The 26,242-nt window shown below is 68.4% G+C and carries 25 protein-coding genes; 10 read left to right on the forward strand and 15 right to left on the reverse strand.

Annotation, left to right across the window (positions count from 1 at the left end; genetic code table 11):
* Nucleotides 1-4: 4 nt before the first annotated feature.
* The 7 genes from HDA44_RS16560 to HDA44_RS16590 all read left to right on the forward strand — a co-directional run bounded on the left by HDA44_RS16560 (nucleotide 5) and on the right by HDA44_RS16590 (nucleotide 5,805).
* On the forward strand, nucleotides 5-208 hold the full coding sequence (locus tag HDA44_RS16560) for a hypothetical protein (RefSeq protein WP_184835383.1): 204 nt from the start codon (nucleotides 5-7) through the stop codon (nucleotides 206-208).
* Nucleotides 209-225: 17 nt separating this feature from the next.
* Complete coding sequence (locus HDA44_RS16565) at nucleotides 226-624, forward strand: TadE/TadG family type IV pilus assembly protein (RefSeq protein WP_184835385.1); 399 nt, start codon at nucleotides 226-228, stop codon at nucleotides 622-624.
* A complete protein-coding gene (locus tag HDA44_RS16570; RefSeq protein WP_184835387.1) occupies nucleotides 611-1,021 on the forward strand; it encodes a TadE family protein in 411 nt (136 codons plus the stop codon). Before HDA44_RS16565 ends, HDA44_RS16570 begins: the two co-directional genes overlap by 14 nt.
* Nucleotides 1,018-1,422, forward strand: a complete 405-nt coding sequence (locus tag HDA44_RS16575) for a pilus assembly protein TadG-related protein (RefSeq protein ID WP_184835389.1) — start codon at nucleotides 1,018-1,020, stop codon at nucleotides 1,420-1,422. The genes HDA44_RS16570 and HDA44_RS16575 overlap by 4 nt, the downstream gene beginning before the upstream one ends.
* Nucleotides 1,423-1,432: 10 nt before the next feature.
* Nucleotides 1,433-4,156 (forward strand): BTAD domain-containing putative transcriptional regulator, encoded by a 2,724-nt coding sequence (locus HDA44_RS16580; protein WP_184835391.1) that lies wholly within the window; start codon nucleotides 1,433-1,435, stop codon nucleotides 4,154-4,156.
* A gap of 141 nt (nucleotides 4,157-4,297) precedes the next feature.
* Complete coding sequence (locus HDA44_RS16585) at nucleotides 4,298-4,885, forward strand: hypothetical protein (RefSeq protein ID WP_184835393.1); 588 nt, start codon at nucleotides 4,298-4,300, stop codon at nucleotides 4,883-4,885.
* Nucleotides 4,876-5,805 (forward strand): hypothetical protein, encoded by a 930-nt coding sequence (locus tag HDA44_RS16590; RefSeq protein WP_184835395.1) that lies wholly within the window; start codon nucleotides 4,876-4,878, stop codon nucleotides 5,803-5,805. Before HDA44_RS16585 ends, HDA44_RS16590 begins: the two co-directional genes overlap by 10 nt.
* 3 nt (nucleotides 5,806-5,808) lie before the next feature.
* Here HDA44_RS16590 and HDA44_RS16595 read toward each other — a convergent pair whose 3' ends face one another.
* The 5 genes from HDA44_RS16595 to HDA44_RS16615 all read right to left on the reverse strand — a co-directional run bounded on the left by HDA44_RS16595 (nucleotide 5,809) and on the right by HDA44_RS16615 (nucleotide 11,009).
* A complete protein-coding gene (locus HDA44_RS16595) occupies nucleotides 5,809-6,294 on the reverse strand; it encodes a hypothetical protein (protein ID WP_184835397.1) in 486 nt (161 codons plus the stop codon).
* Nucleotides 6,295-6,367: 73 nt separating this feature from the next.
* Nucleotides 6,368-7,792, reverse strand: coding sequence for an APC family permease (locus HDA44_RS16600; RefSeq protein WP_184835399.1), 1,425 nt, complete (start codon nucleotides 7,790-7,792; stop codon nucleotides 6,368-6,370).
* A gap of 9 nt (nucleotides 7,793-7,801) precedes the next feature.
* Nucleotides 7,802-8,692 carry an alpha/beta fold hydrolase gene (locus HDA44_RS16605; protein ID WP_184835401.1) on the reverse strand — a complete coding sequence of 297 codons (891 nt, stop codon included), beginning with the start codon at nucleotides 8,690-8,692 and terminating at the stop codon, nucleotides 7,802-7,804.
* A 36-nt stretch (nucleotides 8,693-8,728) separates the two neighbouring features.
* On the reverse strand, nucleotides 8,729-9,586 hold the full coding sequence (locus HDA44_RS16610; RefSeq protein WP_202887398.1) for a fumarylacetoacetate hydrolase family protein: 858 nt from the start codon (nucleotides 9,584-9,586) through the stop codon (nucleotides 8,729-8,731).
* Nucleotides 9,576-11,009, reverse strand: a complete 1,434-nt coding sequence (locus HDA44_RS16615; protein ID WP_184835403.1) for an aldehyde dehydrogenase family protein — start codon at nucleotides 11,007-11,009, stop codon at nucleotides 9,576-9,578. Before HDA44_RS16615 ends, HDA44_RS16610 begins: the two co-directional genes overlap by 11 nt.
* 109 nt (nucleotides 11,010-11,118) lie before the next feature.
* On the opposite strand from HDA44_RS16615, the gene HDA44_RS16620 reads away from it, so the two are divergent.
* A complete protein-coding gene (locus HDA44_RS16620) occupies nucleotides 11,119-11,697 on the forward strand; it encodes a helix-turn-helix domain-containing protein (RefSeq protein WP_184835405.1) in 579 nt (192 codons plus the stop codon).
* A gap of 56 nt (nucleotides 11,698-11,753) precedes the next feature.
* Here the strand turns inward: HDA44_RS16620 and HDA44_RS16625 are convergent, their stop codons facing one another.
* From HDA44_RS16625 to HDA44_RS16650, 6 genes are all read right to left on the reverse strand, one after another.
* The gene (locus tag HDA44_RS16625) at nucleotides 11,754-13,517 is read right to left on the reverse strand and encodes a dihydroxy-acid dehydratase (RefSeq protein ID WP_184835407.1); all 1,764 of its coding nucleotides are present in this window, start codon (nucleotides 13,515-13,517) and stop codon (nucleotides 11,754-11,756) included.
* Nucleotides 13,514-15,208: a phytoene desaturase family protein gene (locus HDA44_RS16630; protein WP_184835409.1), complete on the reverse strand. Its 1,695-nt coding sequence runs from the start codon at nucleotides 15,206-15,208 to the stop codon at nucleotides 13,514-13,516. The genes HDA44_RS16625 and HDA44_RS16630 overlap by 4 nt, the downstream gene beginning before the upstream one ends.
* A gap of 26 nt (nucleotides 15,209-15,234) precedes the next feature.
* Nucleotides 15,235-16,578, reverse strand: a complete 1,344-nt coding sequence (locus tag HDA44_RS16635; protein WP_184835411.1) for an aspartate aminotransferase family protein — start codon at nucleotides 16,576-16,578, stop codon at nucleotides 15,235-15,237.
* Between the two features lie 98 nt (nucleotides 16,579-16,676).
* The gene (locus HDA44_RS16640; protein WP_184835413.1) at nucleotides 16,677-17,882 is read right to left on the reverse strand and encodes a cytochrome P450; all 1,206 of its coding nucleotides are present in this window, start codon (nucleotides 17,880-17,882) and stop codon (nucleotides 16,677-16,679) included.
* Entirely contained in the window at nucleotides 17,872-19,185 is a 1,314-nt protein-coding gene (locus tag HDA44_RS16645; protein ID WP_184835415.1) for an NAD(P)/FAD-dependent oxidoreductase, read from the reverse strand. The genes HDA44_RS16640 and HDA44_RS16645 overlap by 11 nt, the downstream gene beginning before the upstream one ends.
* Nucleotides 19,182-19,508: a 2Fe-2S iron-sulfur cluster-binding protein gene (locus HDA44_RS16650; protein ID WP_184835417.1), complete on the reverse strand. Its 327-nt coding sequence runs from the start codon at nucleotides 19,506-19,508 to the stop codon at nucleotides 19,182-19,184. The genes HDA44_RS16645 and HDA44_RS16650 overlap by 4 nt, the downstream gene beginning before the upstream one ends.
* Nucleotides 19,509-19,640: 132 nt before the next feature.
* On the opposite strand from HDA44_RS16650, the gene HDA44_RS16655 reads away from it, so the two are divergent.
* Nucleotides 19,641-20,570 carry a LysR substrate-binding domain-containing protein gene (locus HDA44_RS16655; RefSeq protein ID WP_184835419.1) on the forward strand — a complete coding sequence of 310 codons (930 nt, stop codon included), beginning with the start codon at nucleotides 19,641-19,643 and terminating at the stop codon, nucleotides 20,568-20,570.
* 77 nt (nucleotides 20,571-20,647) lie between these two features.
* On the opposite strand, the gene HDA44_RS16660 is transcribed toward HDA44_RS16655, so the two are convergent.
* Nucleotides 20,648-22,258 carry an FAD-dependent monooxygenase gene (locus HDA44_RS16660; RefSeq protein ID WP_184835421.1) on the reverse strand — a complete coding sequence of 537 codons (1,611 nt, stop codon included), beginning with the start codon at nucleotides 22,256-22,258 and terminating at the stop codon, nucleotides 20,648-20,650.
* On the reverse strand, nucleotides 22,255-23,217 hold the full coding sequence (locus tag HDA44_RS16665) for an MBL fold metallo-hydrolase (RefSeq protein WP_184835423.1): 963 nt from the start codon (nucleotides 23,215-23,217) through the stop codon (nucleotides 22,255-22,257). Before HDA44_RS16665 ends, HDA44_RS16660 begins: the two co-directional genes overlap by 4 nt.
* Nucleotides 23,218-23,332: 115 nt before the next feature.
* Between HDA44_RS16665 and HDA44_RS16670 the strand changes: the two genes are divergently transcribed.
* Nucleotides 23,333-24,265, forward strand: coding sequence for a LysR substrate-binding domain-containing protein (locus tag HDA44_RS16670; RefSeq protein WP_184835425.1), 933 nt, complete (start codon nucleotides 23,333-23,335; stop codon nucleotides 24,263-24,265).
* Between the two features lie 65 nt (nucleotides 24,266-24,330).
* On the opposite strand, the gene HDA44_RS16675 is transcribed toward HDA44_RS16670, so the two are convergent.
* Both HDA44_RS16675 and HDA44_RS16680 read right to left on the reverse strand, forming a co-directional pair.
* Nucleotides 24,331-25,014, reverse strand: coding sequence for an ABC transporter ATP-binding protein (locus HDA44_RS16675; RefSeq protein ID WP_184835427.1), 684 nt, complete (start codon nucleotides 25,012-25,014; stop codon nucleotides 24,331-24,333).
* Entirely contained in the window at nucleotides 25,011-26,126 is a 1,116-nt protein-coding gene (locus HDA44_RS16680; protein ID WP_238352468.1) for an ABC transporter permease, read from the reverse strand. Before HDA44_RS16680 ends, HDA44_RS16675 begins: the two co-directional genes overlap by 4 nt.
* Nucleotides 26,127-26,242: the final 116 nt, after the last annotated feature.

A 26,242-nucleotide genomic window follows, 5' to 3' on the forward strand; every position in this document is an offset into this window, starting at 1 on the left:
AACGATGACAGAATCGACCCAGCAGGCGCTGCTGTTCGCCCGCGTGCTGATCGGTGCCCGGTTCGACAGCGCGCGGCGGTCCGAGCGGGGCGTCTCGGCGGTCGAGTGGGTACTGATCTCGGCACTGCTCGCCGGCATCGCGCTCGCCGTCGGCGTGATCCTGTACAAGAAGCTGACCGGCAAGGCTGAGAACTTGCCGCTCGGCTGACGGCCGGACGGTCGACGATGGTACGGCGCCGCGCCCGTGGGCATCCGGATCGGGGAGCGAGCAGCATCGAACTGGTGATCTACGCACCGATCCTGATGCTGTCGATCTTTCTCACCATCCAGTTCGCGCTGATCTATCTCGGGAACCAGGCGGCCGGTTCGGCTGCCCGCGAAGCCGCGCGGACCGCGCGGACCACCCTCGACAGCAGCGCGGCCGAGGCCGCCGGCGCCGGCTACTCGGCGAAGGTCGGCAGCGGCATCCTCGAGGATGTCACCGTCACGGTCGAGCCGGTCGGCACCGAGCAGGTTCGGGTGGTGGTCACCGGGCACGCGCTCAAGATCACGCCGTTCATCGATCCACCGACCGTGACCCAGGTCGTCCAAGGCCCGTTGGAGGAGTTCCGTGCAGACCGCTGACCGTCGCCGCGACCGCGGCTCGATGGCAGTGGAGCTTGTCATCCTGGCCCCGGTGATGATGGCCTTCATCGTGCTGGTCGTCGCCTGCGGGCGGTACGTCGCGGTCCGCGGCGACATCGAGGCGGCCAGCCGGGACGCGGCCCGCGCGGCGTCGCTCGAACGCTCGCGGGACGCCGCCGAGCGGGCGGCCGACGGGGTCGCGGCGGCCGCGCTGGAACACCCGGAGCGCTGCCAGGCGGTCGAGCTGACCGGTGACTTCGTTGCCGGTGGCACCATTACGGCGACGGTGACCTGCGACGTCTCGTACGAGGGACTGGGCCTGATCGGGATTCCCGGCTCCAAACGGCTGACCGCGAGCAGCTCCGCGCCCCTCGACACGTACCGGAGAACCGGATGAGGCGCCGGGGTCAGCAGGGATCAGCCACGGTCTTCCTGCTCGGATTCGCTACCGTGCTGCTGGTCGGCGCGGGCCTGGTCATCGACGGCGGACTCGCGCTGAACGGCCGCCAGCGCATCGCCGACGACGCCGAACAGGCATCCCGGTACGGCGCCAACGCCATCGACGAGAACGCGTTACGCGACAGCGGCGCGGTGCGGGTCGACCCGGATACCGCGGTCGCCCGCGCGACCTCCTTCATGGCGGACCGGGGCTACCGCAACATCGCCGTCGCGGTCGACGGCGACAAAGTGACGACCTCGGCGGAAGGAAGTGTCGAAACGGCGCTGCTCTCGCTGGTCGGTATCAAGTCGTTCACGGTCCGCGGTGATGCCACCGCGGAAGCTGTCGAGGGACGGTAAGGAAACCACGATGAGTCGAACACCGAGCCCGGAACGGTTTCTCCAGGCCGAGCTGGCACCACACCGAGAGCGCTCGATCGGCCGCGCGCTGCTCGCGGCCGTCGCCCTGCTGGTACTGGTGGCCGGGGTGCCCGCCGCGTTGATCGCCTTCACCGGTCCGCCGCCGTTCCCGCACAGCTGGCCGGATCGGGACACCCTCACCAGCCCGATCGGCGTGGATACCCTGCTGACCGTCCTGACCTTCGTCGTCTGGCTCGCCTGGCTGCATTTCGTCGCCTGTGTCGCCGCCGAGCTCAGTAGCGCCGTGCGCGGCCGTGGAGTGCCGCGGTCGATTCCACTCGGCGGTGGCAGCCAGCGCATCGCCAGGGTTCTCGTCAGCGCGTTGATCGTCACCGGCATCGCGGCCGGCCAAGCATCAGCCCTGACCACCACACACGAGCCCACAGCACAGCCGACGCACAGCGTTTCCACGACCCACCAAACGACGGCCACGCCGCAGGACAAGCCCGCTGCCGCCCATGTGACCAGCAACAACCCGCTGGCCGGCAAGAAGGTTTACGTGGTCAAGGCACCGCATGCTCATCGGCATGACAGCCTGTGGGACATCGCGGACAAGCACCTGGGTGACGGTCGCCGCTACACCGAGATCTACGAGCTCAACAAGGAACGCGTACAGCCGGACGGGCAGCGTCTGCATCTCGCCCGGCTGATCATGCCGGGCTGGAACCTGATCATGCCCGAGGACGCGATCGGGGTCTCGCGCGTCCCGGTCGAGCACGTTCCGGAGCAGCGGACGGAGGAGACGCCGCCGAAGCGTACGACCGAGGCCCATCCGCACGTCACGGTCGACGATCGCGGCAGCCAGGCCGAGCAGGCCGAACAAGGTGACCATGCTGGGCAGGCCGACGGCGGCGCTGGTGTCGCCCAGACCGACACGCGGTTCCGGCTTCCCTCCGATCTGCTCGGTGGCGGTCTGCTGACTGCCGGTCTGCTCGCGCTGCTGCTGATCGAGCGGCGGCGGCGTCGCGGCAGCGACCCCGATCAGGCGGCGACAACGGCCGAGGTCGCCATCCGGGTCGGCGGGGATCCCAGCCGTTCCATCGCGCTCGACCATGCACTGCGCGCTCTCGGCGGCAGTTGCGAAGCGAGTGGCGTACCGCTGCCGCCGATCTTCGCGGTGCTCGTCGACGACGAATGGATCGAGCTGCTGCTGGCTCCCGCGCAGGGCAAGGCACCAGCGCCGTGGCAGGACCTCGACGACGGCCGCCGGTGGCGGATCGCCCGCGCGGCGGTCGGCCCGGACACCGGCGGCCCAGCGCCGTACCCCGCGCTGGTTTGTCTCGGCCGGGACGAGGACGGGCGCGACGTCCTTGTCGATCTCGAGGCGGCCAGCGGCGCCGTCAGCATCCACGGTGACGCGGTCGTCGCCCGCGAGGTCGCGAACTCCGTCGCGGTGCAGCTCGCCACCAACCCGTGGGCGGATCTGCTCGAAGTCACCGCCTGGTCGTTGCCTGATGGGCTGGACGAGATTCTGAGCGACCGCTTGCGAGTCGTCCGGGACCTCGACGCGTTGCTGCCCGAGCTCGAACAGGCCGACGCGGAGCCCGGTGTGCTGACCGGCCAGGTCTCGCGGTCGATGGACGAGATCCCGCAGTACGTCGTACTCGGCGCGCCGCCCGGCGATGACGCGGCCACACGGCTGGCAGCCCTGGCGGGCCGACGCAGCAGTGGGTTCGGGCTGCTGGTGGCGGGTCCGGTCCCGGGCGCACGCTGGCAGCTGTTCGCCGATGAGTCGGGCGTGTTGCGGATTCCGGCGCTGGACCTGATCGTCCGCGCGAGCCGGCTCACCGAGAAGTCGCTCGACCTGGTCACCGATCTGCTGGCGTCCGCCCGCAGCACGGCCGCGGCGGATCCCGCGGGCCAGGTGCGCGTACCACAGAGCGGGCGCGCGGGTGATGACTCCAACTGGGTCACCGCGAACGTACGGGTCGGTGTGCTGGGGCGGCTCGACATCCGATCGCCACGCATGATCGAACCCGCCAGGTTGCCGCTGGCAACCGAGGTGGCCACCTTCCTCGCGCTACATCCCGGCGGCGTGCATCCGAGCGTACTCGCGGCGTCGGTCTGGCCTGGTGGGGTCACTACCGAGGTTCGGGACGCGACGGTTCAGCGCGTCCGGGAGTGGCTCGGTACCGATTCCCAAGGAGCGCACCAGCTGCGCATCGATGCGACCGGGCGGCTCTATCTGGGTTCCGAAGTGGCGGTCGACTGGGACTGCTTCTGCGAACTGATCCGCCGCAGCCGGACCGCACAGACCACACGTGACGAGCGCGAACTGCTGCGCCGGGCCATGCATCTCGTCCGCGGCCAGTTCCTCAGCGACCGCGTACCGGGCACGTACTCGTGGCTGGCCCGGGTGCACCTGGAGCGGCTCGTACCGGACCTTGTCATTCACGCCGCGCACCGGCTCGCGGAGCTGTCCATCGGCGACGACGATCCGGCCGGCGCCGCGAACGCTGCCCGGGCCGGCCTCCGGCTCGCGGTCAGCTCGGAGCGCCTCTGGCAAGACCTGCTGGTCGCCGAGTACCGGCGCGGCGGTCATGCGGCGGCCGAGCAGGTCGTACACCTGCTCGGCGAGGCGGCCCAGGCGCAGGGGCTCACCCCGAGCGCGGAGACCGAATCTCTGATCGAGGAGTTGCTGCCAGGGCGAACCACGGTCCGGCGTGTCGGCTGACCGGAGCGTCAGAGCGGCATCAGGTTTGCAGCTTCCTGCAATTTCGTGGTTGCGGTCGGTGATGGCATGGGATAGTTACTGGCTGGACATGATCGTCCACGGATTGTGCGATCCAACCAATGTCTACTCGGGGAGAGTGGGATGTCGTCAGCTCGGACGCTCAGCGGTGCGGTGCTCGCGGCCTGTCTGGTCGCCGGACTGGCCGGATGCGGCGGAGCGGACAAGGACAAGGCGGCCGAAACGCCCCAGACCCCGTTGCTCCCCGCCAGCGCGCCACCGTCCTCCGCGACGCCGACCCCCAAGCCCGTCGACCCGACCACGGCGGCCAAGACCAAGATCCTGGCCGACTACAAGGCGTACGTCGCGGCGAAGTCAAGTGGAATGGTCAGCAACAGGCCGAGCTACCCGTTCGAGCAACACATGACCGGCAACGCATTGTCGGCAATGAAGTCTCAGATGGGCGGAATGTATCTGATCGAGACGAAGTACGGCGGCAACATCATCTTCGTCAAAGGCCGAGTCGCGGCGCTCAATCTGAAAGCGAAGCCGGCCACCGCCACCGTCTACGGCTGCGTCATCTCCAACCTGACCTCGAGAAGCAAAACGGGCAAGGTCAGAAAGGACGGCGGCCTCCGCGCGTCCACCCATGACCAATTGGTTCTCGTCGGCGGCACCTGGAAAGTGACCGAGAACCAATCCAACAAACCTCAGGATCCCGGATGCGCCTGATCACGCCTGTCATCCTCGGAACTGTCGCGTTGATCGCCGGCGCGGCGATGCAGTCTCTGCCGGCGGCTGCCGGCGTGCGATGTGATCCGGGTGGTTCGCTCGTCCTGGATCCGGACACTGCCGATGGAAGTCTGACCTGCCCGCCGGCCCCGGGTGAGAAGGATGGCGGGCAGGACGGGACGAACGGGAAGTCGGTGAGTCGTGGGAGGCCGGCGTGTGTCTGGGTGCCGAAGCCGGATTATCAGCCTTCGCCTGGTGAGCCGGCTGAGGGGCAGGGTGGGCATTGGTATCAGAAGTTCTGCGCGTTCGGGCAGTACAAGACGATTGCCGATCTGCAGCGGGCGCTGGGCGATATCCGGGTTTCGGACATGCGGCAGAACGGGCTGATCCGCAGGGCCGGGCTCGATATCCAGTTCTTCAAGACACCACCAGAGATCCCGCGACGTACGCCCTTGCAGGTGATGCAGTCGGTGGTCGGCTCGTTGCCGTTCGCGAAGCCGTACCTGGCGGTGAACCCGATCGCCACCCGGCAGGTCATCGGAGTCCCGACCTGGGTCTGGCTCACCGATGACAAGGGCCGGTACGTGCCGGGTCGTTACGAGCAGAAGTCCAAGACCATCTTTCTCGAGGGGTACGCGCTGCAGTGGCGGATCGTCCCGCAGATCAGTCTGACCCCTGGTGACGGCGGCCCTGCACAACCCTGTCAAGGTGCCGGCATTCCATGGTCCACCGCTACCGCGAACGATCCGGCAGCCTGCACTGTCACCTACCAGCACAGCGGCAGCTACGCACTCACGGCCAGCGTCGGCTGGACAGTCCAGTGGTGGCTCGCCAACACCCGCCAGCAAGACCTCACCGGCCCCACCAACACCACCACCCACCAACTAACCATCAGCGAAATCCAAACCATCACCCGCTGACCGTCAGAGCGATACGTCCTGTAGGTGCTCGTTCCAGATTTGGCCGGCGGGGTTGTGGGAGTCAACGCCGTTGTAGAATGCGGTCACCACGGCTTGGACCGCGGTGGATTCCAGCGTTGACGCCTGGATCAGCTTCGGGCGGTAGATGGCAAACTCCGGTGCCGGCCGGTACGGAACCGCCATCGTGAACCGGCCGACCGGCTCCGTCCGCTGCGCGAACTCGACCAGCAACGCGTCGGTCCGTACGCCCGACTCGAGCGTGATGACGGTGTCGTAGACCAGCACCAGAACCGGCCACTCCCCCGGCTGATCGAAGTTCTGCTTCGCCAGCTCCACGGCCGCCGCCGGGTCATCGGTCACCAGTCGCTCAATCGGCGTACGATCCGATCCGTCGCCGCGCGCGAACAACGGGATCACCGGCTCGGCGTCGGCGACCGACCACATCGAGTGCGCGGCCAGCTTGCCCGCCAGCTCCGCGGATTGTTGCATCACGCAACTCCTGTTCTCCCGATTTGGGACCCGAGTCTGCCATCCACGAGGCGCGGCAAGCCCGGCGCCGGCATCATCGGAGCATCTTCCGCGGTCGGGCGGCTTCGATGAGGCGGTCGCGTTCGGTACGGGCGGCTTGCCAATGCGTCGACGAATCGACGCGCCGGACCGCCTTGCCGGCGAAAGCGAGGTAACAAACACCGACCGCAACCAGTGCAAGGTCGATGTATGGCAGGTAGCTGAACGGTGCTTCGGGTGCTGGGTAGACGCTCGACCACAGCGAGTACCCGAGTACGGCGCTGGCCAGGACGGCGATGACAACGCCGAGCGTGCTACGCAGCCGGGCGAACCAGTACACGCTGAGCATCACGACCGCGAGGTACGAGGTGGTCAGCAACAACGCGGCGGCCGCGGCGACGTACTCGAAGGCCAGGTACGCGGGGTACCGCGCGAAGCCGATCGACAGGCCCAGAATCGCTGCCCCGCAGATACCGATCACCATCGGCGGAACACCCGTACTGGTCAACCGCCTGCCGAACAGGCCGTCGCGCCACATCGCGTTCAGGGTACGAACCGCGCCGGTGGTGGCCGCCGACACCGTCGACATGCCCGCGATCACCACGACGGACGTCATCACGAAGGCTGCCCAGGTACCGAAGTGCCGCTCGCCGAGCGCGAACAGCGGCGCGGGTGAGGCCGCGAGTGCTTCCAGGCTGGGAAAGCCGAGCGTGATGAACACGCACGCGAACACGTACAGCGCACCACTGATCAGCAGCGAGATCCACATACTCGCGGGCACGGTCCGTCGCGCCGAGTGCGTCTCTTCGCTCAGCGACGCGCCGGACTCGAACCCGCCGAACGAACCGAGCGCGATCGCCATCCCGAGGAAGAGCTTCCCGCCGTGGACGCCGGAGAGCGAGAACGCCTCGCCCAGGTGGATTCCGTGGTCGCCGCCGGTGGCGAGAACGGTCACCCCGACGAGCAGCAGCGCCGCGATCCCGAGGCATTCGACGACGACCTGGAAGCCGGTCGAGAACTCGGCTCCGCGCCAGACGACGTACAGACAGATCGCCCAGATCACCAATGCCACCAGCGGCCAACTGACCGACGGCAGCTTGGCGTACTCGAGGGCGACGTTGACGAAGTTGGCTTCGTTGGACAGCACACTGCCGGCAAACCCGAGGTACGTGAGCAGGTAGATCCATCCGGTCAGGAGCGCGAGCTTGGTGGTGCCGATGATGCCCGCATAGAAGTAGAGCGATCCGTCCGAGGAGAAGTGCCGGGCCAGGGACGACAGGACGTACACGACGAGGCCGCCCGCGAGGAGTCCGAGCAGGAACGACGGCGCGCCGGCCGTACCGGTGACCGCGACGACGGTCGCCGGCAGGATCGCGGTACCGGCCGACGGACCGGACACGGACAGTGGTTGCGCGACGCTACGGATCGCGCCGATGCCGCCACGCGTGGATTTCGCTTGCTGCTGTGTGCTCGTGGACATCGGGATACCTCACTTGTTCCAGGGGATCGATGGTGGTCGGACCGAATGCCAGTTGTCCAGCAAGGCCTTGGCTGCGATCCCGGGACTGCTCTGGAAGGCGCAGTGACCGCCTGCCATTCGGGTCAGCACCGCCTGTGGGTGGTACGCGAGCAGGGATTCCGCGCAGGGCGCGGCGAAGATCAGGTCGTCGACGGCGACGACCGCGGCCGTCGGGCAGGTGATGGCGCCGAGGCGACGCCGGCTGTCGAACGGGAGCATCGCTTCGATCAGGTGGACGAGGTTGGCCGCGATGCCGGGCAGCCGCTCGACGGCGCGTACGGTCGCCCCGAACTCGGCCGGATGTTGTTCCGCGAACGCCGGGCCAAGACCCGCGTACGCGAGGAACTGCACGGCTTCGTGAATCCGGTCCGCCACCACGAGGTCGCGTACGAGGCGCAGCACGAAGCGACCGTTCTCCCCCAGCCACGGAGCGGAGGACACGAGTCCGAGGCTGGCCACTCGTTCCGGAGCGGACAATGTGACTTCCTGCGCGACGAGCCCGCCCATCGACATGCCGACCAGGTCGAACGTGCCGATCCGAAGCGCATCCGCCACCGTCAGCACGTCCTCGGCCAGCTCGGACACGGTCAGCGACGGCGTCGCCGCACTCGAGTCGCCGCACCCGCGACAACTGATGCGTACGAGCGCTCGCTCGCCACTCAGCAACGGGACAAGCGGCTCCCACACCTCCGGACCATCGAGCAGCCCACCAACCAGAACCGCAGGGCGAACGACCGGCGACCCGGCCGCCGTCCCGCCGCCAACGTCACCGCCGCCGAGGTCGCCGCCAGCGAGGTCACCGTCGACGACGACCTGCAGTGACACCCCGTCCCGGACCAGTCGCGTTGTACTTTGCGCCATGGGCCTTCCTTCCTCGTAAGCGCTCAACCACCCGCTCTAGGCGAACCCGATCTCGAACTCGCCGATCTCATCGGCGCCCGACACCAGAACCGATCCGGACGTCAGGTACTGCCCGCTGGCGGCCCCCACCCCCGCGGGCGTGCCCGTGAAGATGAGGTCGCCAGGCAGCAGTTCGCAGACCGCCGACAGCGACGCGACGAGCTCCGGCACGCTGAAGAACAGATCGCCCGTCCGGCCCTGCTGGCGGAGCTCGCCGTCGACGCTGCACCACAGCCCCACGTCATCGACGTCCGCGAAGGCATCCAGTCCGACGGCGACCGGCGCAAGCGGTCCGTACCCGGCGAAGCTCTTGCCCAGGGAGAACTGCGGCGGCGTGTCACGCAGCTGCACTTCGCGATCCGACACGTCCTGCCCGACGGTCAGCGCAGCGACCGCGTCCCAGGCGTCGGCGGGCTTGAGGTCACGACCACCGGCGCCGATCACGACCACGAGTTCGACTTCCCAGTCGACCTTCGGCCCGGACAGCCGGACCGTGGACCCGGGTGCGGTGATGCAGCTCGGGAACTTCGTGAACACCATCGGCGCGACCGGCGCCGGAAGGCCCGCTTCGACTGCATGCTCGCGATAGTTGAGTCCGACCGCGAACACCTGCCGAGGCTCGGGTACGCACGCCGAGACGGCCCCGGTGACAACCGGAAGGTCGTCACGCCGATCGCACTCCAGCCAGGCCCGGCGCACGGTATCCACCCGGCTCAGCGCGACATTGACGTCAACGAGCCCTGCATCACCGGTGAGTTCAGCCAGATCGACCCAACGACCGCCGTGGTTCAGCGCGGCCCGGCCACCGACGCACCCGAGCCGGAAACCCACCGCCGTACGAAACTCACCGCTCATGATCGACCATCACGTGCTTCAAGTGGGTCATCTCGGCGATGCTGTACAACGACAGATCCTTGCCGTACCCGGACGCGCGTACGCCGCCGTGCGGCATTTCGGGAGTCACCACATCGTGGCAGTTGACCCACACCGCACCCGCGTCGATCCGCCCGGAGACATCGACCGCCCGGCCGACGTTGCGGGTCCAGACCGACGCACCGAGGCCGTACGCGGTTCCGTTGGCCATGGCAACCATCTCGTCCTCGTCGCCGGCCCGCTGGATCGTGACGACCGGGCCGAAGACCTCGCGCTGCACGATTTCGGCGTCCTGCGCCGGTCCCTCCACGAGGGTCGGGGTGACGAAGTAGCCGGGCCGGTCGACGGCCGTCCCGCCGACGGTGACCTTGGCGCCGGCGGCGTCCGCGCGCTCGACGAATCCGAGCACCCGCTCCCGCTGTTCGGCGCTCACCACCGGTCCCATCTCCGGTTCGTCGGCCGGCGCGCCGACCGTAATACCGGCGATGCCCTCGCGGAGGCGCTCGGCGAGCTCGTCGTACACGTCGGCGTGGGCGATCACGCGGGACGCGGCCGTACAGTCCTGTCCGGAGTTGTAGAAACCACCCTTTCGGATACCGTCCGCGACCAGATCGAGATCGGCGTCGCCGAAGACCAGGACCGGGCTCTTGCCGCCGAGTTCGAGCACGGTCCGTTTGAGCGTCTCCGCGGCCGACCGAGCGACGATCCGGCCCGTACTGGTGTCGCCGGTCAGCGTGACGAGCGCGACGTCCGGGTGCGCGACCATGCTCGCGCCCGTTGTCTCGCCGTCGCCGAGAACCACATTCAGTACGCCGTCGCCAAGCACCTGGCCGGCGAGTTCACCGACGCGGATCGTGGTAAGCGGCGTCTGCTCGGCCGGCTTCAGCACCAGTGTGTTACCGGCGGCAAGAGCGGCGGCGGTCTTGTACGCGAGCATGACCATCGGGTAGTTCCAGGGCGTGATGCCCGCGATCACCCCGAGGGGTTCGCGCCGGACGAACGAAGTCTTGCCCGGGACGTACTCACCCGCGGACAGCGACTCCAGCGCGCGGCCGGCGCCGGCGGCGAACCGGATCAGATCGATCGCCCAGGTGATCTCCTGGCGGGCGTGCGGCTCGGGTTTGCCCACGTCCAGCGATTCCAGGCCGACGAGATTGTCCAGGTCCGCGGTGAGTACGTCGGCGAGTTCGAGCAGCTTCGCGGCCCGGTAGGAATGCGGCGCGCGGCCCCACGTCCCGAAGGCTGCGCGCGAGTCGCGTACGGCCTCGTCGACCACCGCCGCGGAGGCGACCGGCAGGTCGAGGACGGTATTGCCTGACGCGGGATCGATGACGGGGATCGTGGCCACGGCGTCGTGGCTGGGCTTGCCGCCGATCCAGTGGCTTGCGGCCGGCACGGTGGTCATGGTGACTCCAGTCCAAATTGAGTCGAACGATTTGTTCGATATGATGAACGCTGAGGGGTTGCCGTTGCTGACCGCAACGGAGTCGGTGGGAACGGAAAGGTTGAGTAGGGTGACGCCTGTGTCAATCAGCTCGGTAGTGGGTTCGAACCTGCGGCGGCTGCGGTCCGAACGGAATCTGTCGGTGTCCCAGCTCGCCCGACGGTCCGGGATCGCGAAGGCGACGCTGTCGAATCTCGAGGCCGGCGAAGGCAACCCGACCGTGCAGACCCTGAACAACCTGGCCGAGGCGCTCGGGGTGCTCCTCGGTGATCTGCTGGAGGTGCGGACGCCGAGCCTGGTCCGCGCGGCCGACGCGCAGGTGATCGACGATCCGACCAGTTTCGGCCGCCGGTTGTTCCGCGCCGCGGGAGCCGCGGCCGACGTCTTCGACATCACGTTCCGGGACGGCAGCCGGCACCACTCCCAGTTCCGCAGCCCGGGCGCGATGGAGCATACGTACGTGCTGTCCGGCCGGCTCGAGGTGGTGATCGGCGAGCGGACCGAGATCCTGGAGGCCGGCGACCTGATCCGCTACCCGCTGGAGGAAGGCGCCGAGCTGAAGGCGGTCGGCGGCGACGCCCGCGTCATCCTGGTGATCGAGTTCGCCCAGCCTGGCGAGTCGCCGTCGATCCGCCCGCTCCCGCTCTGATCCCGCCGAGCAGCAGGGCGGCCTGCTGGACTTGATGCCCGACGAGTTCACGCGGCTCACCATCCCCCGATCCAGCCGCGGAACAGGCCGCTGGGCCGCGAGACCGGCGGCTCCTCGGTCGCGGTCAGGATGTCGAGATCGCAGCCTTCGTGCGCCTGCAGGACATGCTGGTCGAACAATGCCGCCCAGCCGCGACGTGGCCCGGCGAATTCGCGCAGCCCACCTCGCCGGCGTACGAGTTCGGCCTCGTCGACGAGCAAGTCGAGGCGTCGCCCAGCCACACTGAGTTCGATCTCGTCCCCGGTACGAACCAACGCCAGCGGACCACCGACCGCCGCCTCGGGCGAAACGTGCAGGATCGCAGTACCGTATGCGGTGCCGCTCATGCGTGCATCCGAGACGCGCACCATATCGGTGACGCCCGCCGCCAGCAGGCGTTTGGGGATCGGCAGCATGCCCCACTCCGGCATGCCGGGGCCGCCACGCGGTCCGGCGTTGCGCAACACCAGCACGGTCGAGGCATCGACCTCCAGCTCGGGGTCGTCGATGGTGCCGGCGAGTTCCTCGATCGACTCGAACACGAGCGCCCGGCCGCGGTGCTCGAACAACTCCGGGCTCGCCGCGCTCACCTTGAGGACGGCACCATCGGGCGCCAGCGAGCCATGTACGACCACGATCCCGCCCGACCGCGACAGTGGCGCGGCCGCGCGCCGGATCACTTGTCCGTCGGCCGGTTTCGCAGCGTCGAGTTCGGTACCGAGGGTCCGGCCGGTGACTGTCAACGCGTCCAGGTGCAGCCAGGATTTCAGTTCCGCGAGTACGGCCGGCACACCGCCCGCGCCGTGCAACCTGGAAACCAGATGCGCGCCGGACGGACGGACATCGGCGATCAGCGGTACTTGCGCGGAGATCTCGTCGAACCTTTTCAACTGCAGCGAAACGCCAACCCGCCGCGCGATGGCGAGCAGGTGCACGATCGCGTTGGTCGATCCACCCAACGCCATCAGCAGTGCGATCGCGTTGTCGAACGCCTCGGGTGTCAGCAGCTCGCGAATCGTCGGACTGCCTTGGCGTGCCATCGTCACCGCGGCCCGGCCGGCGGCCGCCGCCGCGTTCGCCCGCCGACCGTCCGTCGCCGGGATCAGCGCCGTACCCGGCAGCGCCAGGCCCAGCGCCTCCATCAAAGCGGCCATCGTGGACGCGGTACCCATTTCCGCGCAGTGCCCGACGGTCGACATGACGCACGATTCGAGCGCATCCAGATCGCTCGACGTCGAGCCGGCGCGCAGTTTGTCGACGAACTGCCACACCGCGTGCCCACCGCCGAGTTCCGCGCCGTCCACCACCGGTGGAGTCGCCGGCCCGGCGCCGAAACACAACGTCGGCAAGTTCACGCTCGCGGCACCCATCACCTGCGCCGGTACGGTCTTGTCACACCCGCCGAGCAGTACCACCGCGTCCATCGGGTACCCGCGGATCGACTCCTCCACGTCCATCGCCATCAGGTTGCGGAACATCATCGCGGTCGGCTTGATCAGGTTCTCGCTGAGCGAGATCGTCGGGAACTCGAAGGCGACTCCGCCGGCCTCCTGGACGCCACGTTTGACGTGCTCGACAAGCTGCTTCAGGCCTGCGTTGCAAGGGTTGTAGTCGGACCACGAGTTGGCGATCCCGATCACCGGGCGCCCGTCCAGTTCCTGCCTGCCGAGGCCGACCGGCGTCAACGTCGACCGGTGGATGAACCCGGGCAGATCCCGCGGCGCGAACCACTCGGCACTGCGCAACGGGCACGCGGTCCGGTCCACGTCGTCGCACGTCATTGCGACTTCCGTTTGGTGAAGGTACGGACGGCCGGGCGCAACGTACGCGAACTCGCCAACCGTGTCATCAGCCGACGCCCGGCGGCGGTCCCCTGTGTGGCGGCGGCCAGGTACATCCGGCTGCGTTCCGCCAGCGACGCACCGCTGCGTACGGCCCAGGGGCGCGGCGTCGGCAGTTCGAGGTCGGTGAGGACCGCCATCGCGCCGTTGTAACCGGGCGCACCCATCACGCCGCCACCGGGATGCGTGCCCGAGCCACACAAGTACAGGCCTGCTACTGGCGTCCGGTACGGGCTGCGGCCCGCGAGGATCTGGTCCGGCGTCATCGCACCGTGGTAGATGTTCCCGCCGGGCAAACCGTATTCACGGGCGAGGTCCTGAGGCGTCAGGCTGCTCACGTCGAGTACATGGTCGGTGAATCCAGGCGCGAAGTCCTCCAACCGGCGTAGCACAAGGCGTTCCAGATCAGTCCGCGCCTCGTCCCAGCTCCGGTCCGCCAGCTCGATCGGCAGTTGCTGGACACCAGTAGTGATCAAGTACCGCTTGCCGTCGCGGAGCTGCGGATCGCGGACGCCTTCGATGACGACCTCGATCGGTGGCGCGTCCGGCAACCGCCCCGCGGCCTGTGCCTTGCCCGCGGCCTCCAGTACGTCGACGTCCGGCCCGAGGAAGGTGTGGGCCGAATGCAAAGCATGCTCACGGTCGGTCCGGTACCGCGGAAGGGCGTCCGCGGCGAAGTACACGCGAGCCATCGACCCACGATGATCGATCTCGCCGAACGTCTGGTCCGTGTGCTCAGCCGGCAACAGCGAGGTCATCGTGGTCGTCGGATCGAGGTTCGAGATCACCACCCGCGCGGTGAACTCACGGCCTTCCGCGGTGACCACGCCGGTCACGCGTCCGTCGTCGACCATGATCTGGGCGACCCGCTGATCGGTCAGTACGGCCGCTCCGTACGCCCGCGCGCTGGCCGCGAGCGCGTCCGCGATCGCGCCCATTCCCCCACGCGCCCAACCCCACTGGCCGAAGTGTCCTTCGAATTCCCCGACCGAGTGGTGCGCGAACACGTACGCCGATCCAGGCGTGGACGGTCCGCCGAAGAACGAGACCAGGCCGGGGTACGCGAAATGTCCGCGCAGCAACGGATCCGTGAAGTAGTGCTCGACCACGTCGCGTACGTTGCCGGTGACGAACCGATCGAAGAGCGCACCGGCGCCGACGCGATCGAACCGGTCGGCGAGCTCGTCCATCGTGATCGGCGGCGCGAGCAGCAACGGGGTGAGCAGATCGCCGACGACCTGCATGTCCATCCCCAGCGACATGAATCCTTCGGCCTCCGCGGCACCGAAACGCTCCCGCGTCTCCCGCAAGGTCTCGTCCACCTCGGACCACATCACGTAGTCGCGGCCACCGTCCTCGATCGTCCAGGTCATGGCGTCGCCACCGTGGTACAGGTCGAGTCCGTACTTCTTCAGCTCCAGATCGTTGATCACCTCCGGACGCAGCAGGCCGACGGTGAACGCACAACTCGAGCCACGCAACGCGGGCAGGATCTCTTCGGTGGTCGAGGCGCCGCCGACCAGGCTCCGGGCCTCGAGGACGGTCACCCCGAGCCCGGCGCGGGCGAGGTAACCGGCCGCGGCCAGGCCGTTGTGGCCGGCGCCGATGACGAGGACATCGTTGTTTGTCATCTTGGATCGCTTTCGTGAGGGCTGGATCAGTCGAGAGTGCGCAGTACGCCGGCGGCCGATTCCAGGGCCTCGTCGATGAGCGGGTCGTCGTGGACGGCGGAGAGCATCCAGGTGCCGCGCGGCTGGATGTGAACGCCGGCCACCATCAGCCGTTCGGCGAACCGGGCGGCTCGTCCGGCGTCGGCGCGCGCCACCAGGTCGGCGTACGAGCGCGCGGCCGCTGCTCGCGCCGGTGTCGTTCCGGGTTGGTCCGGCCCGCTGTCGAAGCTGGTCCAGAGCATGCCGCCGACCTGCCGTACACACAGCTCCGGCGCGTACTGGCGACCCAGCTCGCGCAGGCCGGTGGCGAGCCTGGCCGCGGCGTGTTCGAGGCGATCGTAGAAACCGTCGGCGCGGTATTCCGCGAGCGCGGCGTTCGCGGCGGCCAGGGACGGGGCGTGACCATTGAAGGTACCCAGATGAGTGACGGCACCAGAGTCGACCAGGCTGAGGATGTCGCGCCGCCCGGCGACCGCGCTGACCGGGAAGCCGGCCGCCAACGCCTTCGCGAGAACGACCAGATCCGCCTGCACCCCGAACCGTTCCTGGGCACCACCACGGGCAATCCGGAAGCCGGTGACGACTTCGTCGAAGATGACCAGGCCGCCGGATTCACGGGTACGCGTCGTCACTGCTTGCAGGAAGGCTGGTTCTGGTTCGAGCAGGCCGACCTGCGGTACGGGTTCGAAGATCACCGCGGCGACCCGGCTCCCGTGCGCGGCGATGAACTGCTCGAACATCACGGTGTCGTTCCACCGCAGCACCGCAACGGGTGCGTCCGCCAGGACCCCGGCCGTTGCAGGCTGCGCGGTAAGCGAATCGCCCAGTTGCTCGGCCGGCGGCCGCCCTGGGGTGTTGAACGCTACGCCGTCGAGCCAGCCGTGGTAGTGCCCTTCGAACTTCACCAGCAGGTCGCGGCCGGTGAAGGCCCGCGCGAGGCGAACCGCGGCGGCGACCGCTTCGCTGCCGGTGGAGGACAAACACACCGACTCGGCGAACGGAATCGCGTCGACCACGGCCTCGGCGACCGCGGCCTCTAGGCGGTGCTGGCCGCCCGAGAGCACGCTTTCGTTCAGCTGCCGGGTGACCGCGTCGACCACTGTCCGCGGGCTGTGGCCGAGCAGGAGCGGACCATAGCCGAGGACGAAGTCGAGGTACCGGTTGCCGTCGGCATCCCACAGCTCGGCGCCGGAACCCCGCTCGAAGACCGTCGGTACGGGCCGGGTCGCCAGCCGCACCGAGCTCGTGACGCCGGCCGGGAGGTGTACGCGGGCCCGCTCCAGTTGCGCGGTGCTCCGGCCGAAGCGGCTGCCCACACTCAGTTCGTTCATCGGTCCCTCGTCTTCATTGTTCGTTTCATTGCCCGAAACGTTCACTAAACTAAACACACCGAGTGTGCTCGTCAAGCCTTCACGCGACGATTGCCGGATCAGGGCGTCCAGGTCACCGGCAGCGTGGTGAGACCGCGAAAGACCCAGCCCTGCCAGTGCTCGGTGCGGCGACGATCCGTACCGAGTCCGCGCAGGCGCCGGTAGAGCAGCGGCACGGCGACCTCGCCGATGGAGATGCGAGCCGCCCAGTGACCGGCACACAGATGCGTGCCCGCCCCGAACCCGAGGTGTGGCTTCTTCGCTCTGGACAGGTCGAACTCGTCGGCGCGCTCGAAGACGGCTGGATCACGATTGGCCGCGCCAACGACCACACCCACCTCGGCGGCGGCGGGCAGCCGGACACCGTCGAGTACGGTCTCGCGGGTCGTCTGCCGTGGATACATCCCGATCGGCGACAACCAGCGCACCGCCTCGTCGAACGTTGCCGACCACAACGATTCGTTCGCCAGCACGTCGTCGCGCTGCCGCTGGTGCCGGCTCAGTGCCCAGACGATGTTCGTGACCATGTGCTGCGGTTCGTTCAGCCCGCCGGAGATCGTGAGTTTCACATTGGCGTGTACGGACTCCTCGGGCTGATCGCTGTTGACCATCGCCGACGTCATCGACCCGTCGGGCGTACGGCGGTAGTACGGAATCAACTCGTCCAGCAGCGCGTCCACGTCGGACCGCGCGGTGCCGCAGCGCGCCCAGATCCCGGGATCTTCGGCCAGGTTGGCGAATCCGGCGATGAAGGCATGCGACCAGCGCGTCAGGTCAGCGGGCGACGCACCCCGTAGCCCGAGCAGGTCGATCAGATTCCGCGCGGCGAACGGTGCGGCGAAGTCGCGGTTCAGGTCCGCCTCGTCCGGTCCGCGTTCGAGTAATCCGGCGAGGCAGGTCTCCGCGTTCTGCTCGAACAGCGGAAGCCAGTTCGCCTTGATACTCCGCGGGCGCAGGCAACTGTTGACGGGGGTACGCTCGGACGCGTGCTCCGGGTCGTCCTTCCGGAGCATCGGCTGGGCTCCAAGGGCCCGGGCCATCAGGGCGGAGCTGCCGCGTACGCTCGCCGAGAACGTTTCCTGGTCCGCCTCGATCGCCGAGCAGGCGGCGAAGGACACCGCGAGATACCGCTTCAGCGCGGGCACCCACACGACCGGACCGAGTTCGCGCAGGCGGCGGTACGTGTCGTACGGGTCGCGAACCATCGCCGCCAGGTCGACCCAATCCGCTACCGCGGCAGGCGTGGAAGTCTGGTCAACGGACATGATCAACTCCTGAGGTGGTGATGTCCTGGGCGTACTGCTTGAGGCTGAAGCCGTCCTGTGCATCACGCGCGAGCGACGGCGCCGTACCGGCGGTGAGCACCCGGCGGGCGGCTACGTGGTCACCCGGACTGTTCAGCGACTCGACGGCGATCAGGCGGTCGTCGCGAAAGCACAGGACGGAGAACCGGTCCGGATCTCCGGTGACAACCGTGTGGGTCGCCGCGCCGGACAGCCCGGCGACCTGCAACCGCAGACGGCCTTGATTGCTCCAGAACAGCGGCAGCGCCTCGTAGGCGTCGTCGTTTCCGAGCAGTGTCGCGGCTACATGCCGGCCGTGGTCGGTGGCGTTCTGCACCGACTCCAGCCTGATCCGCTCCCCCGACGCCGGATCGCGGAACCGCGCGCAGTCGCCGGCGGCGTAGATCGCGGGATCGGGCGTACGCAGCCGATCGTCGACCAGGATGCCGTTGTCGACCGGCAGGCCCGCGGTTCGCGCAAGTTCGTCGCGTGGCTGCACACCGATTCCGACCAGCACCAGATCGGCCGGGTACGAGGTTCCGCTCGACCCGACCACCGCCGTGACGTCACCGGCGACCGTACCGGTGATGCGCGCGACCGTCTCGTTGCAGCGCAGGTTCGTACCCATGCTCAAGTGGGCTGCCGCCAGGTGACCCGACATCGGAGCGGTCAGTGCGCGGGCCAGGGGACGATCGCCTGCTTCCAGCACGGTGACCTCGAGACCACGACCGCGTACGGCGGCGGCGAACTCCAGGCCGATGAACCCGGCGCCGACGACCACCACGGAGCGGGCTCGGGTGAGGAGCTCACGAAGCGTCCGCGCATCCCGGAGCGTGCGGAGTTGGTGGATGCCGCGTAGGTGCGCGCCCGGCACGTCGAGAGGCCGGCAACGGGCGCCGGTGGCGAGTACGAGGGCGGAGTAGTCGAGCACTGCGCCGTCTTGGAGGATTACCTGCTTCGCGCGGCGGTCGATCTCTCGGATCGCGCTTCCGTCCCGGAGCATAACGTTGCTGTCGGCAAAGAACTTTTCGGCCCGAAGAGGTAGCGGGGCGACGGCCATGTCCGCGACGAAGTCCTTCGAGAGGGGCGGTCGTTGGTACGGGTGGTCGCTGTCGTCGTCGACCAAGGTGATCGCACCGGCGAAACCACCGGCACGCAAACTCGCGGCCACCTGCACGCCCGCATGCCCGGCCCCGGCGACAACCACGTGACCCGCGTGCCCGGCCCCGGCGACGTGGCCCGCGCGTCCGGCGACCTGGCCGCGCCCGGCGTCCTTCGTCGTCATACCTGTTGCTCCGGGACGTCCACTTCGATCTCGTCGAGGCCCGTGCCGAGGGTCAGTTGGCAGGCGAGCCGGCTGCGTACGGGGTCCCGTGGCGCGACCGTGCAATCGAGCATCTCGTCCTCGTCGGCACCGATCGCGGGCAGCGCGTCGAGGTACTGCTCCCGTACGTAGACGTGGCAGGTCGCGCACATGGCCTGCCCGCCGCACTCGCCGACGATGCCCGCGACTCCGTTGGTCACGGCGGCGCGCATCAGACTGACGTCCGCGTCGACTTCTACCACCTCGGCCGGCGTACCGCCGTAATGAAATGTGGCCTTCTGCACCTGCGGCTCCTTGCTCTCGCGCTTCCGCGACTGCTGGCGCAACCATCGTCAGTACCGGACCCTATTCAGGTAAAGCAGCAGTTCCGGGCGAACGTCTTGAGGAAAACTCATGAAGCGCGTACCGTCGCGGCGGTGGGCGACGGCATCGAGAAATTCAGCCTCCGGCAGCTGCGCTACTTCGTCACGGTCGCCGAAGCAGGCACGATGGCGGCCGCGGCCGAGCGCCACCACATCTCCCAGTCAGCGATCTCGCTGGCCGTCACCCAACTCGAACGTGGCCTCGGCGTGCAGCTGCTGTTGCGCCGCAAGTCCCGTGGCATCGCGCTCACCGACGCCGGCCGGAGATTGTTGCCCGAGGCCCGGACCTTGCTCGCGCATGCCGGCGAGGTGCAGTCGACCGCGCAGAGCATCAGCCAGAACGTCAGCGGCGAGCTGACCGTCGGCTGTTTCCCGACCATCACGCCGTTCGTGCTGCCGGACATCCTGCGCCGGTTCCCGCAACTCCATCCTGAGGTGGTGCTGCGGCTCGCCGAAGGATCGGTGAGCGAACTGACCGACCGCTTGCTCGAAGGGACCTGCGAAGTCGCGCTGATGTACGACCTCGGCGTCAGCGCGGACATCACGAAGACCCTGCTGTACCGCGTCCGGCCGTACGTCCTGCTCGCCGAGGATCACCCGCTCGCCGACGACCGGCCGATCCGGCTCGCCGAACTGCGCGGCGAACCGATGGTCATGCTGGACATGCGGCCCAGCGCGGACATGTTCCGAGCGGTGCTGGCCTCCGGCGGCGTCGAGCCGGACGTCCGCTTCGTCTCGGCGAGCTTCGAGTCCGTCCGCTCGCTGGTCGCCAGCGGGGTCGGCTACTCGCTCCTGCTGCAGCGACCGGCGGCCACGTTCACGTACTCGGGCCCGGGCCTGGTCTACCGGGAGATCGCGGACGACGTACTCGAGGTGGACGTCATCCTCGCCCACGCCCGCGACGCCCGCCCCACCCGCCGAGCCCGAGCATTCAGCGAGTACTGCATCGCCACGTACACGACCAAAGGTGATCGCGTGAGCTGAGATCCATTTCAGTGGTTAACCTCGCGCTCGGCCCCTTCCTGCCCGGTGTGCGGGAGGCTAACGGACAGCCCCAGGGGTTAACCACTGAAATGGCACGGGGCGGCGACGGCGCGGTGGGCGGCGGCTGTGAGTGCGGGCAGGTCGCTGGTGGCGACGACCGCCGCGATGTGACCATCGGGCCGGATCAGCCAGGTCTCCGCCGGTTTCGCGTCCAGCGCGCGAGCAATCACCCCATCCCGGTCGACGTCCCCCAACTGCAACACCACACTCGGCGCCGCGGTAGCTGCCGCCAGCGCCCGAGCGACCTCCCGCACGTTGCCGCTGGTCACCAGCGCGAGCAGTCCGTCCCGCACGAGCTGCCGCAACCGATGTACGTCCGGCCGCCCCGCGACTCGAATCGGTCCGTCCGGAACGAGTACACCAGGCACCGCCGCCGGACTCTCTCCCCGCGGCGGCCGACCGCCGAACACCCGATCCGGATCAGCCGTCGTCAACGCGGAATCCACGTACCAGAAGGGCTCCGCGAATCTCCCGCTGTCGACCCGTCCACGCGCTTCAGGATCGCTCACCGCCGCATCGAGGATGCCTCGCCGCGTCTCCCGCTCGGCACGGTTCTGGGGTACGAGGAACCGCATCGTCCGACTCGCGACGTCAAGGTTCTCCGCGGCCGCCGCACGCCGTTCGGTGTCGTAACTGTCCAGCAGCGCATCGGTCGCCCAGCTGTTCAGTACGAACGCCAGCTTCCAAGCCGCGTTCTCGGCATCAGCCACCCCGGAGTTGAGCCCACGCGCACCGAACGGCGCGACCAGATGCGCGAAGTCACCCGCGAGCAGCACCCTGCCGACCCGCATCCGATCCACCTTGCGCGCATGGAACCGGTAAACCGACTTCCACACGATCTCGTACGGCCGATCGCCGATCACCTGCCGGATCCGGGTGTCGAGTCCGCCCCGAGCGACCTCGGCCTCGAGGTCGAAGCCGGCCGGCACCTGCCAGTCGATCCGGTATGTCGAATCCGGACACGGGTGGATCAGCACCTGCCGGCCAGGGTTCCACGCGGGGTCGAAGTAGAACCTCCGCTCGGTCTCCCAGCCGGGTAGCTCGGCCCGGATGTCACAGATCAGGAAGCGATCGTCGAACGTCTGACCGTCGAAGGTGACCCCGAGCAGCTCGCGAAGTTCGTTGCCCTGGGCACCGGCCGCCACCACCGCGTACGGAGCGGTGATCCGTCGCGTACCAGCGGAGGAGTCGCACGTCAGCTCGACCTGTTCGGCATCCTGGTGAAGGTCAACGACGTCGTATCCCCAGCGGACGTCGATCAGCGGCTGCGCGGCGATCAGTTCGTCGAGTACTGCCTCGGTGTGGCATTGCGAGACGTTGACGAAGGCGGGTAGTGGGGAATGTCCGCGGTCGACGAAGGACCAGTGGAAGAGCTCGCGGTCGCGATAGTAGGTGCGGGCTGTTGTCCAGGTGAGGCCGTCCCGCGCGATCCGGCCCGCGCCGAGGCTGGACCAGATGTCGAGGACGTCGCGCTGCTGACAGATGGCTTTCGAGCCGACCGCCGATCTGCGTGACCGCCGATCGAGAAGCGTCACCGGGATTCCCCACCGAGCCAGCAACAACGCTGCGGTCTGACCCACGGGCCCGTTGCCAACAACCGCAACCCCGGCAGTCGTCCGCGGGTTCATCCCTGGAGCTCGTCCCAGATTTGGCGGTCGCGGTCGGCGGTCCAGATCCGTGGCCAGGTGATGCCGTTCAGTTCGTCCCACAACCGGGCCACGTCGAACGGCAGGCAGTGCTCGAAGATCGGCCACGCCCCGTACGCGGGAGCGAGCGCCGCATGCGTCAACTCGAACGCCTCCTTCAGCGAACCACCCCGAGCATGCACTTCACCCGCCTTCGCGCGCATCACCAGCAGGAACTCGCGGGTCTGCTCGATCGCCGCGTCGACCGCCGCCCGCCCGCGCGGAACCGCGCCCCGGCCACCGACCAGTACCTCGGCCTCGAACGCCTTGACCCGGTCCAGCGTGCCGGTGGACCAGTCGGCGTGGAAGGCATCGCCGGTGTACAGCGCGGCCTGCGCCTCGACCAGGTCACCCGCGAAGAGCACCCGCTCACCAGGCAGCCACGCGACGATGTCGCCTGCGGTGTGCCCGCGACCGCAGTACTGCAGGACGAGCTCGCCCCGATCGCCGCCCAGGTCGATGGTCAGCGAATCGCTGAAGGTGAGGTCCGGCCAGGTCAGCCCGGGTACGGAATCGGGATCGCGGAACAGGCGCGGCATCCGCCCCAGCTCACTCGCCCAGTCCTGCTGACCACGTTCGGCGATCAGTACGCGGGTGTTGTCGTGCGCGATGATCGTTTCGGCACCGAACGCGGACGCGCCGAGGACGCGGACGGCGTGGTAGTGCGAGAGGACGAGGTACTTCACCGGCTTGTCGGTGTGCTCGCGTAGCTTGGTCAGCCAGTCCTGTGCCGCGACCGGGGTGGCGCGCGCCTCGAACGCGACGACGAAGTCCTCGCCCTCGATCGCGCCGACGTTCGGGTCGCCTTCGCTGGTCAGCGCGTACACGCCGTCGGCCAGAATCTCCAGGGTCTCCACCTTCGCGGCGAGATCGGCCGCGGAGGCGAACGGTTTGGTTGCCATCAGGGTCCTTCCGTCCCGGCGGCCCGACTGCGCGCCGCTCCTTGGCGACTCACTGTGACAGCGCGCGAGTCATTCGGAAAGGACAAGAATCTGAGAACCTTGATAAGTTGAGGCTATGAAGCCGGTGCGGTTCTCGATTCGGCAACTCGAGCACTTCGTCGCCATCGCCGAGGCCGGGACGCTGAGCGCCGCGGCGGAGCGGTTGCGCGTGTCCCAGCCCGGCCTGTCGCAATCACTGACCGAGCTCGAACGTGCTCTCGGCGCGCGCCTCGCGGTACGCAAGAAGGCGCACGGCGTCACGCTAACGCCGTCCGGCCGCCAGGTGCTCGGCGAAGCGCGTACGTTGCTCCGCCGCGCCGAGGACCTGGTCAGCATCGCGTCCGGCGGGAAGGATCTGGTCGGCACGCTCACGGTCGGCTGCTACGTCACCCTCGCCCCCACGGCACTTCCCACGCTGCTGCAGGACTTCAGCGACCTGCACCCCGGCGTACACGTCGACTTCACCGAGGACACCCAGGACGTGCTGCAGCGCCGGCTGACGAACGGCGAGCTGGACCTCGCGATCCTTTACGACATGGAGATCGAGCCGGAGCTCGAGCGCGCGATCATCGACATCCGGCGGCCGTACGTCCTGCTGCCCGCCGGCCACCGGCTGGCGGACGCGCCCGCGGTCGCCCTGACGGACCTCGCCGACGAACCGCAGGTGCTGCTCGACGCGCCACCGAGCTCGCAGAACACGCTGGCGATCTTCAAACAGTTCGGAATCACGCCGGTGATCAAGTACCGGCCGACGTCCTTCGAGCTGACCCGGGCGCTCGTCGGCAGAGGCATGGGGTACGCCCTGCTGGTGCAGCGCCCGGCCAACGATCGCACGTACGACGGAAGCAAGGTGGTGATCAAGGAGATCACGGAACCCGTCGACGGCGCCCACGTCCTGCTCGCCTGGTCCCCCACGGCCGGCCTGAATCGCCGGGCCGAAGCGTTCCTCACGATGTGCACAGACCGCCACGCGGCAAGAGACATCGGCCCGGCCGGGACAATTCAGTAGCCCTGAGCAACAAACATCGGATCCACGGCGTACGGCGAAGGTGCTGGCCGGCAGCAGAACGGCCGTCATCTCGGCAATCCAGCAAGGCGAAGGCGGCCGTCGTCGACCTCGGCAACCTGGTCAGCGGTTGTCAGGAGGGTTCGGTCGTGGGTCACCAGGACGGTGGCGGTGCCCTGATCCTTCGTGAGGCGGGTGATCAGGCCGATGACGGCGGCGCCCCGTTCGTGGTCGAGGGCGCTGGTCGGCTCGTCGACAAGGAGAACCTTGGGATCGTTCATCAAGGCCCGGGCGAGGTTGACGCGCTGGCGCTGTCCACCGGAGAGCTGATGCGGTCGGCGACCGGCGAAATCCGCCATCCCGACGGCGGCCAGCAGCTCCAGCGCACGGGACCGTGCCTTGGAGGGCGAACGGCCGTCGATCTCGGCCATCACCTGGAGCTGCTCGGCGGCGGTGAGCGACGGCAGCAGATTCGGCTGCTGGAACACGATTCCGACAGCGCTACGGCGCAGCTCGGTCAACTCGGCGCGGCTCAGCCCGGTGGTCGGCGTATCGTCGATCAGCACCGTACCGGAGTCGGGCGTGATCAGGGTGGCGGCGACGGCCAGCAAGCTGGACTTGCCGGAGCCGGACGGACCGATGACCGCGGTCAGGCTGCCCTTCGGAACCTCCAGGTCCACCGTGTCGAGCGCGGTCAAGCGACTGTCGCCGTCGGGGTAGGTCAGGGTGATGGCTGTCAGCTTCAAACTCATCGGGCGCTTCCCAGAGCAGTCAGAGGGTCGACGGAGGTGATTCGGCGGATGGCCAGAGCTGCCCCGAGCGCGCCGAGGAAGATCAGCACGGCCGCCGGTAGCAGCACGGTGGCCGGAGTGAGGAGGAACGGTACGGCGGACCCCGATACGACAGCGCCGACCGCGGCGGCGATCCCGGTACCGATCACGGTGCCTCCCGCCAGCAGTACGACGGCCTGGCCGAGCGCGTCCCTGAGCAGGGTCGCGGTGGAGGCGCCGAGCGCTTTGAGGACGGCGACATCGCCGCTGCGCTGGATGGTCCACACGGTGAAGAACGCACCGATGACCAGCGCGGAGATCGCGAAGAGGAAGCCACGCATCAGTTGCAGCGAGCCGTTCTCGGACGTGTACGAGCCGATCGCCGCCAACGATTCCTTGGTGGACACCGACGTCGTACCCGCCGCTTGATCGCCGGCCGCGAGATCGACGCCGGACGTGGTGTTCAGGGCGATGACGGTTGCTGCCGGCCGGGTGCCGGCACCGGACGGCGGAGCCGCCTTCTGCCAGGTAGCCAACGTGACCCAGACGACGGGCGTGTGGCTGAAGGACGAATCGCCTTGCACGGCGGCGACCTCGAGTTGCTGCCCAGCCAGGTCGAGCGTGGCGCCCGGCCCGATGCCGAGCTCGTTGGCGGCGGTCGTGGACAGCACCACGGAACTGTCGCTGACCTTGCTGCCCGCCGGGAGGAGACGGGAGGCAGGCTGAACGCCGAACGCGGAAACGCCGATGCTCTTGCCGCCGGCGGTGGCTTTCGTGGTGGTGATCCCGAGTGGTTCCGCGCTCTCGACACCAGCTACGCGGGCCCACTGCTCCCACTGACTCTGGGTCACGGTCGAGTTCGCGTACGACAAAGCCTGCCCGGCACTGGGAGTCTGAAACGCAATCCGGTCCGCCGGCAGGTTGCTGACGGCAGAGATGTTCTGCTGCCCCAGCCCGGCGGTCAATCCGGACAGTAGCCCGACCAGCAGGGTGATCAACACGATGACCGTACCCATCAGGGCGAAGCGGCCCTTGGCGAATCTGAGATCTCTCCAGGCGACGTACACGGTCCTACTGCCCTTCAGGCGGTCCAAATACTGACCCTTCTACGATCGCCGTCCGGCCCGGTCCGCGCGTCTGGCGCAGGACGGCACTTCCCGGGCCGAAACGCGGTACACGACTTGTAACTTTCGATGGAGGCCCCGAGGTG

This window comes from Kribbella solani, from assembly GCF_014205295.1.
Classification (GTDB): Bacteria; Actinomycetota; Actinomycetes; order Propionibacteriales; family Kribbellaceae; genus Kribbella; species Kribbella solani.

What these genes read in the sequence shown, in the direction of transcription:
- HDA44_RS16625 (WP_184835407.1), bottom strand. Translation starts at nt 13,517, where the DNA reads ATGACGTGCGACGACGTGGACCGGACCGCGTGCCCGTTGCGCAGTGCC.
- HDA44_RS16565 (WP_184835385.1), top strand. Translation starts at nt 226, where the DNA reads ATGGTACGGCGCCGCGCCCGTGGGCATCCGGATCGGGGAGCGAGCAGC.
- HDA44_RS16665 (WP_184835423.1), bottom strand. Translation starts at nt 23,217, where the DNA reads ATGGCAACCAAACCGTTCGCCTCCGCGGCCGATCTCGCCGCGAAGGTG.
- HDA44_RS16580 (WP_184835391.1), top strand. Translation starts at nt 1,433, where the DNA reads ATGAGTCGAACACCGAGCCCGGAACGGTTTCTCCAGGCCGAGCTGGCA.
- HDA44_RS16660 (WP_184835421.1), bottom strand. Translation starts at nt 22,258, where the DNA reads ATGAACCCGCGGACGACTGCCGGGGTTGCGGTTGTTGGCAACGGGCCC.
- HDA44_RS16670 (WP_184835425.1), top strand. Translation starts at nt 23,333, where the DNA reads ATGAAGCCGGTGCGGTTCTCGATTCGGCAACTCGAGCACTTCGTCGCC.
- HDA44_RS16610 (WP_202887398.1), bottom strand. Translation starts at nt 9,586, where the DNA reads ATGAGCGGTGAGTTTCGTACGGCGGTGGGTTTCCGGCTCGGGTGCGTC.
- HDA44_RS16645 (WP_184835415.1), bottom strand. Translation starts at nt 19,185, where the DNA reads ATGACGACGAAGGACGCCGGGCGCGGCCAGGTCGCCGGACGCGCGGGC.
- HDA44_RS16600 (WP_184835399.1), bottom strand. Translation starts at nt 7,792, where the DNA reads ATGTCCACGAGCACACAGCAGCAAGCGAAATCCACGCGTGGCGGCATC.
- HDA44_RS16630 (WP_184835409.1), bottom strand. Translation starts at nt 15,208, where the DNA reads ATGACAAACAACGATGTCCTCGTCATCGGCGCCGGCCACAACGGCCTG.
- HDA44_RS16560 (WP_184835383.1), top strand. Translation starts at nt 5, where the DNA reads ATGACAGAATCGACCCAGCAGGCGCTGCTGTTCGCCCGCGTGCTGATC.
- HDA44_RS16590 (WP_184835395.1), top strand. Translation starts at nt 4,876, where the DNA reads ATGCGCCTGATCACGCCTGTCATCCTCGGAACTGTCGCGTTGATCGCC.
- HDA44_RS16615 (WP_184835403.1), bottom strand. Translation starts at nt 11,009, where the DNA reads ATGACCACCGTGCCGGCCGCAAGCCACTGGATCGGCGGCAAGCCCAGC.
- HDA44_RS16675 (WP_184835427.1), bottom strand. Translation starts at nt 25,014, where the DNA reads ATGAGTTTGAAGCTGACAGCCATCACCCTGACCTACCCCGACGGCGAC.
- HDA44_RS16640 (WP_184835413.1), bottom strand. Translation starts at nt 17,882, where the DNA reads ATGTCCGTTGACCAGACTTCCACGCCTGCCGCGGTAGCGGATTGGGTC.
- HDA44_RS16605 (WP_184835401.1), bottom strand. Translation starts at nt 8,692, where the DNA reads ATGGCGCAAAGTACAACGCGACTGGTCCGGGACGGGGTGTCACTGCAG.
- HDA44_RS16595 (WP_184835397.1), bottom strand. Translation starts at nt 6,294, where the DNA reads ATGCAACAATCCGCGGAGCTGGCGGGCAAGCTGGCCGCGCACTCGATG.
- HDA44_RS16585 (WP_184835393.1), top strand. Translation starts at nt 4,298, where the DNA reads ATGTCGTCAGCTCGGACGCTCAGCGGTGCGGTGCTCGCGGCCTGTCTG.
- HDA44_RS16635 (WP_184835411.1), bottom strand. Translation starts at nt 16,578, where the DNA reads ATGAACGAACTGAGTGTGGGCAGCCGCTTCGGCCGGAGCACCGCGCAA.
- HDA44_RS16575 (WP_184835389.1), top strand. Translation starts at nt 1,018, where the DNA reads ATGAGGCGCCGGGGTCAGCAGGGATCAGCCACGGTCTTCCTGCTCGGA.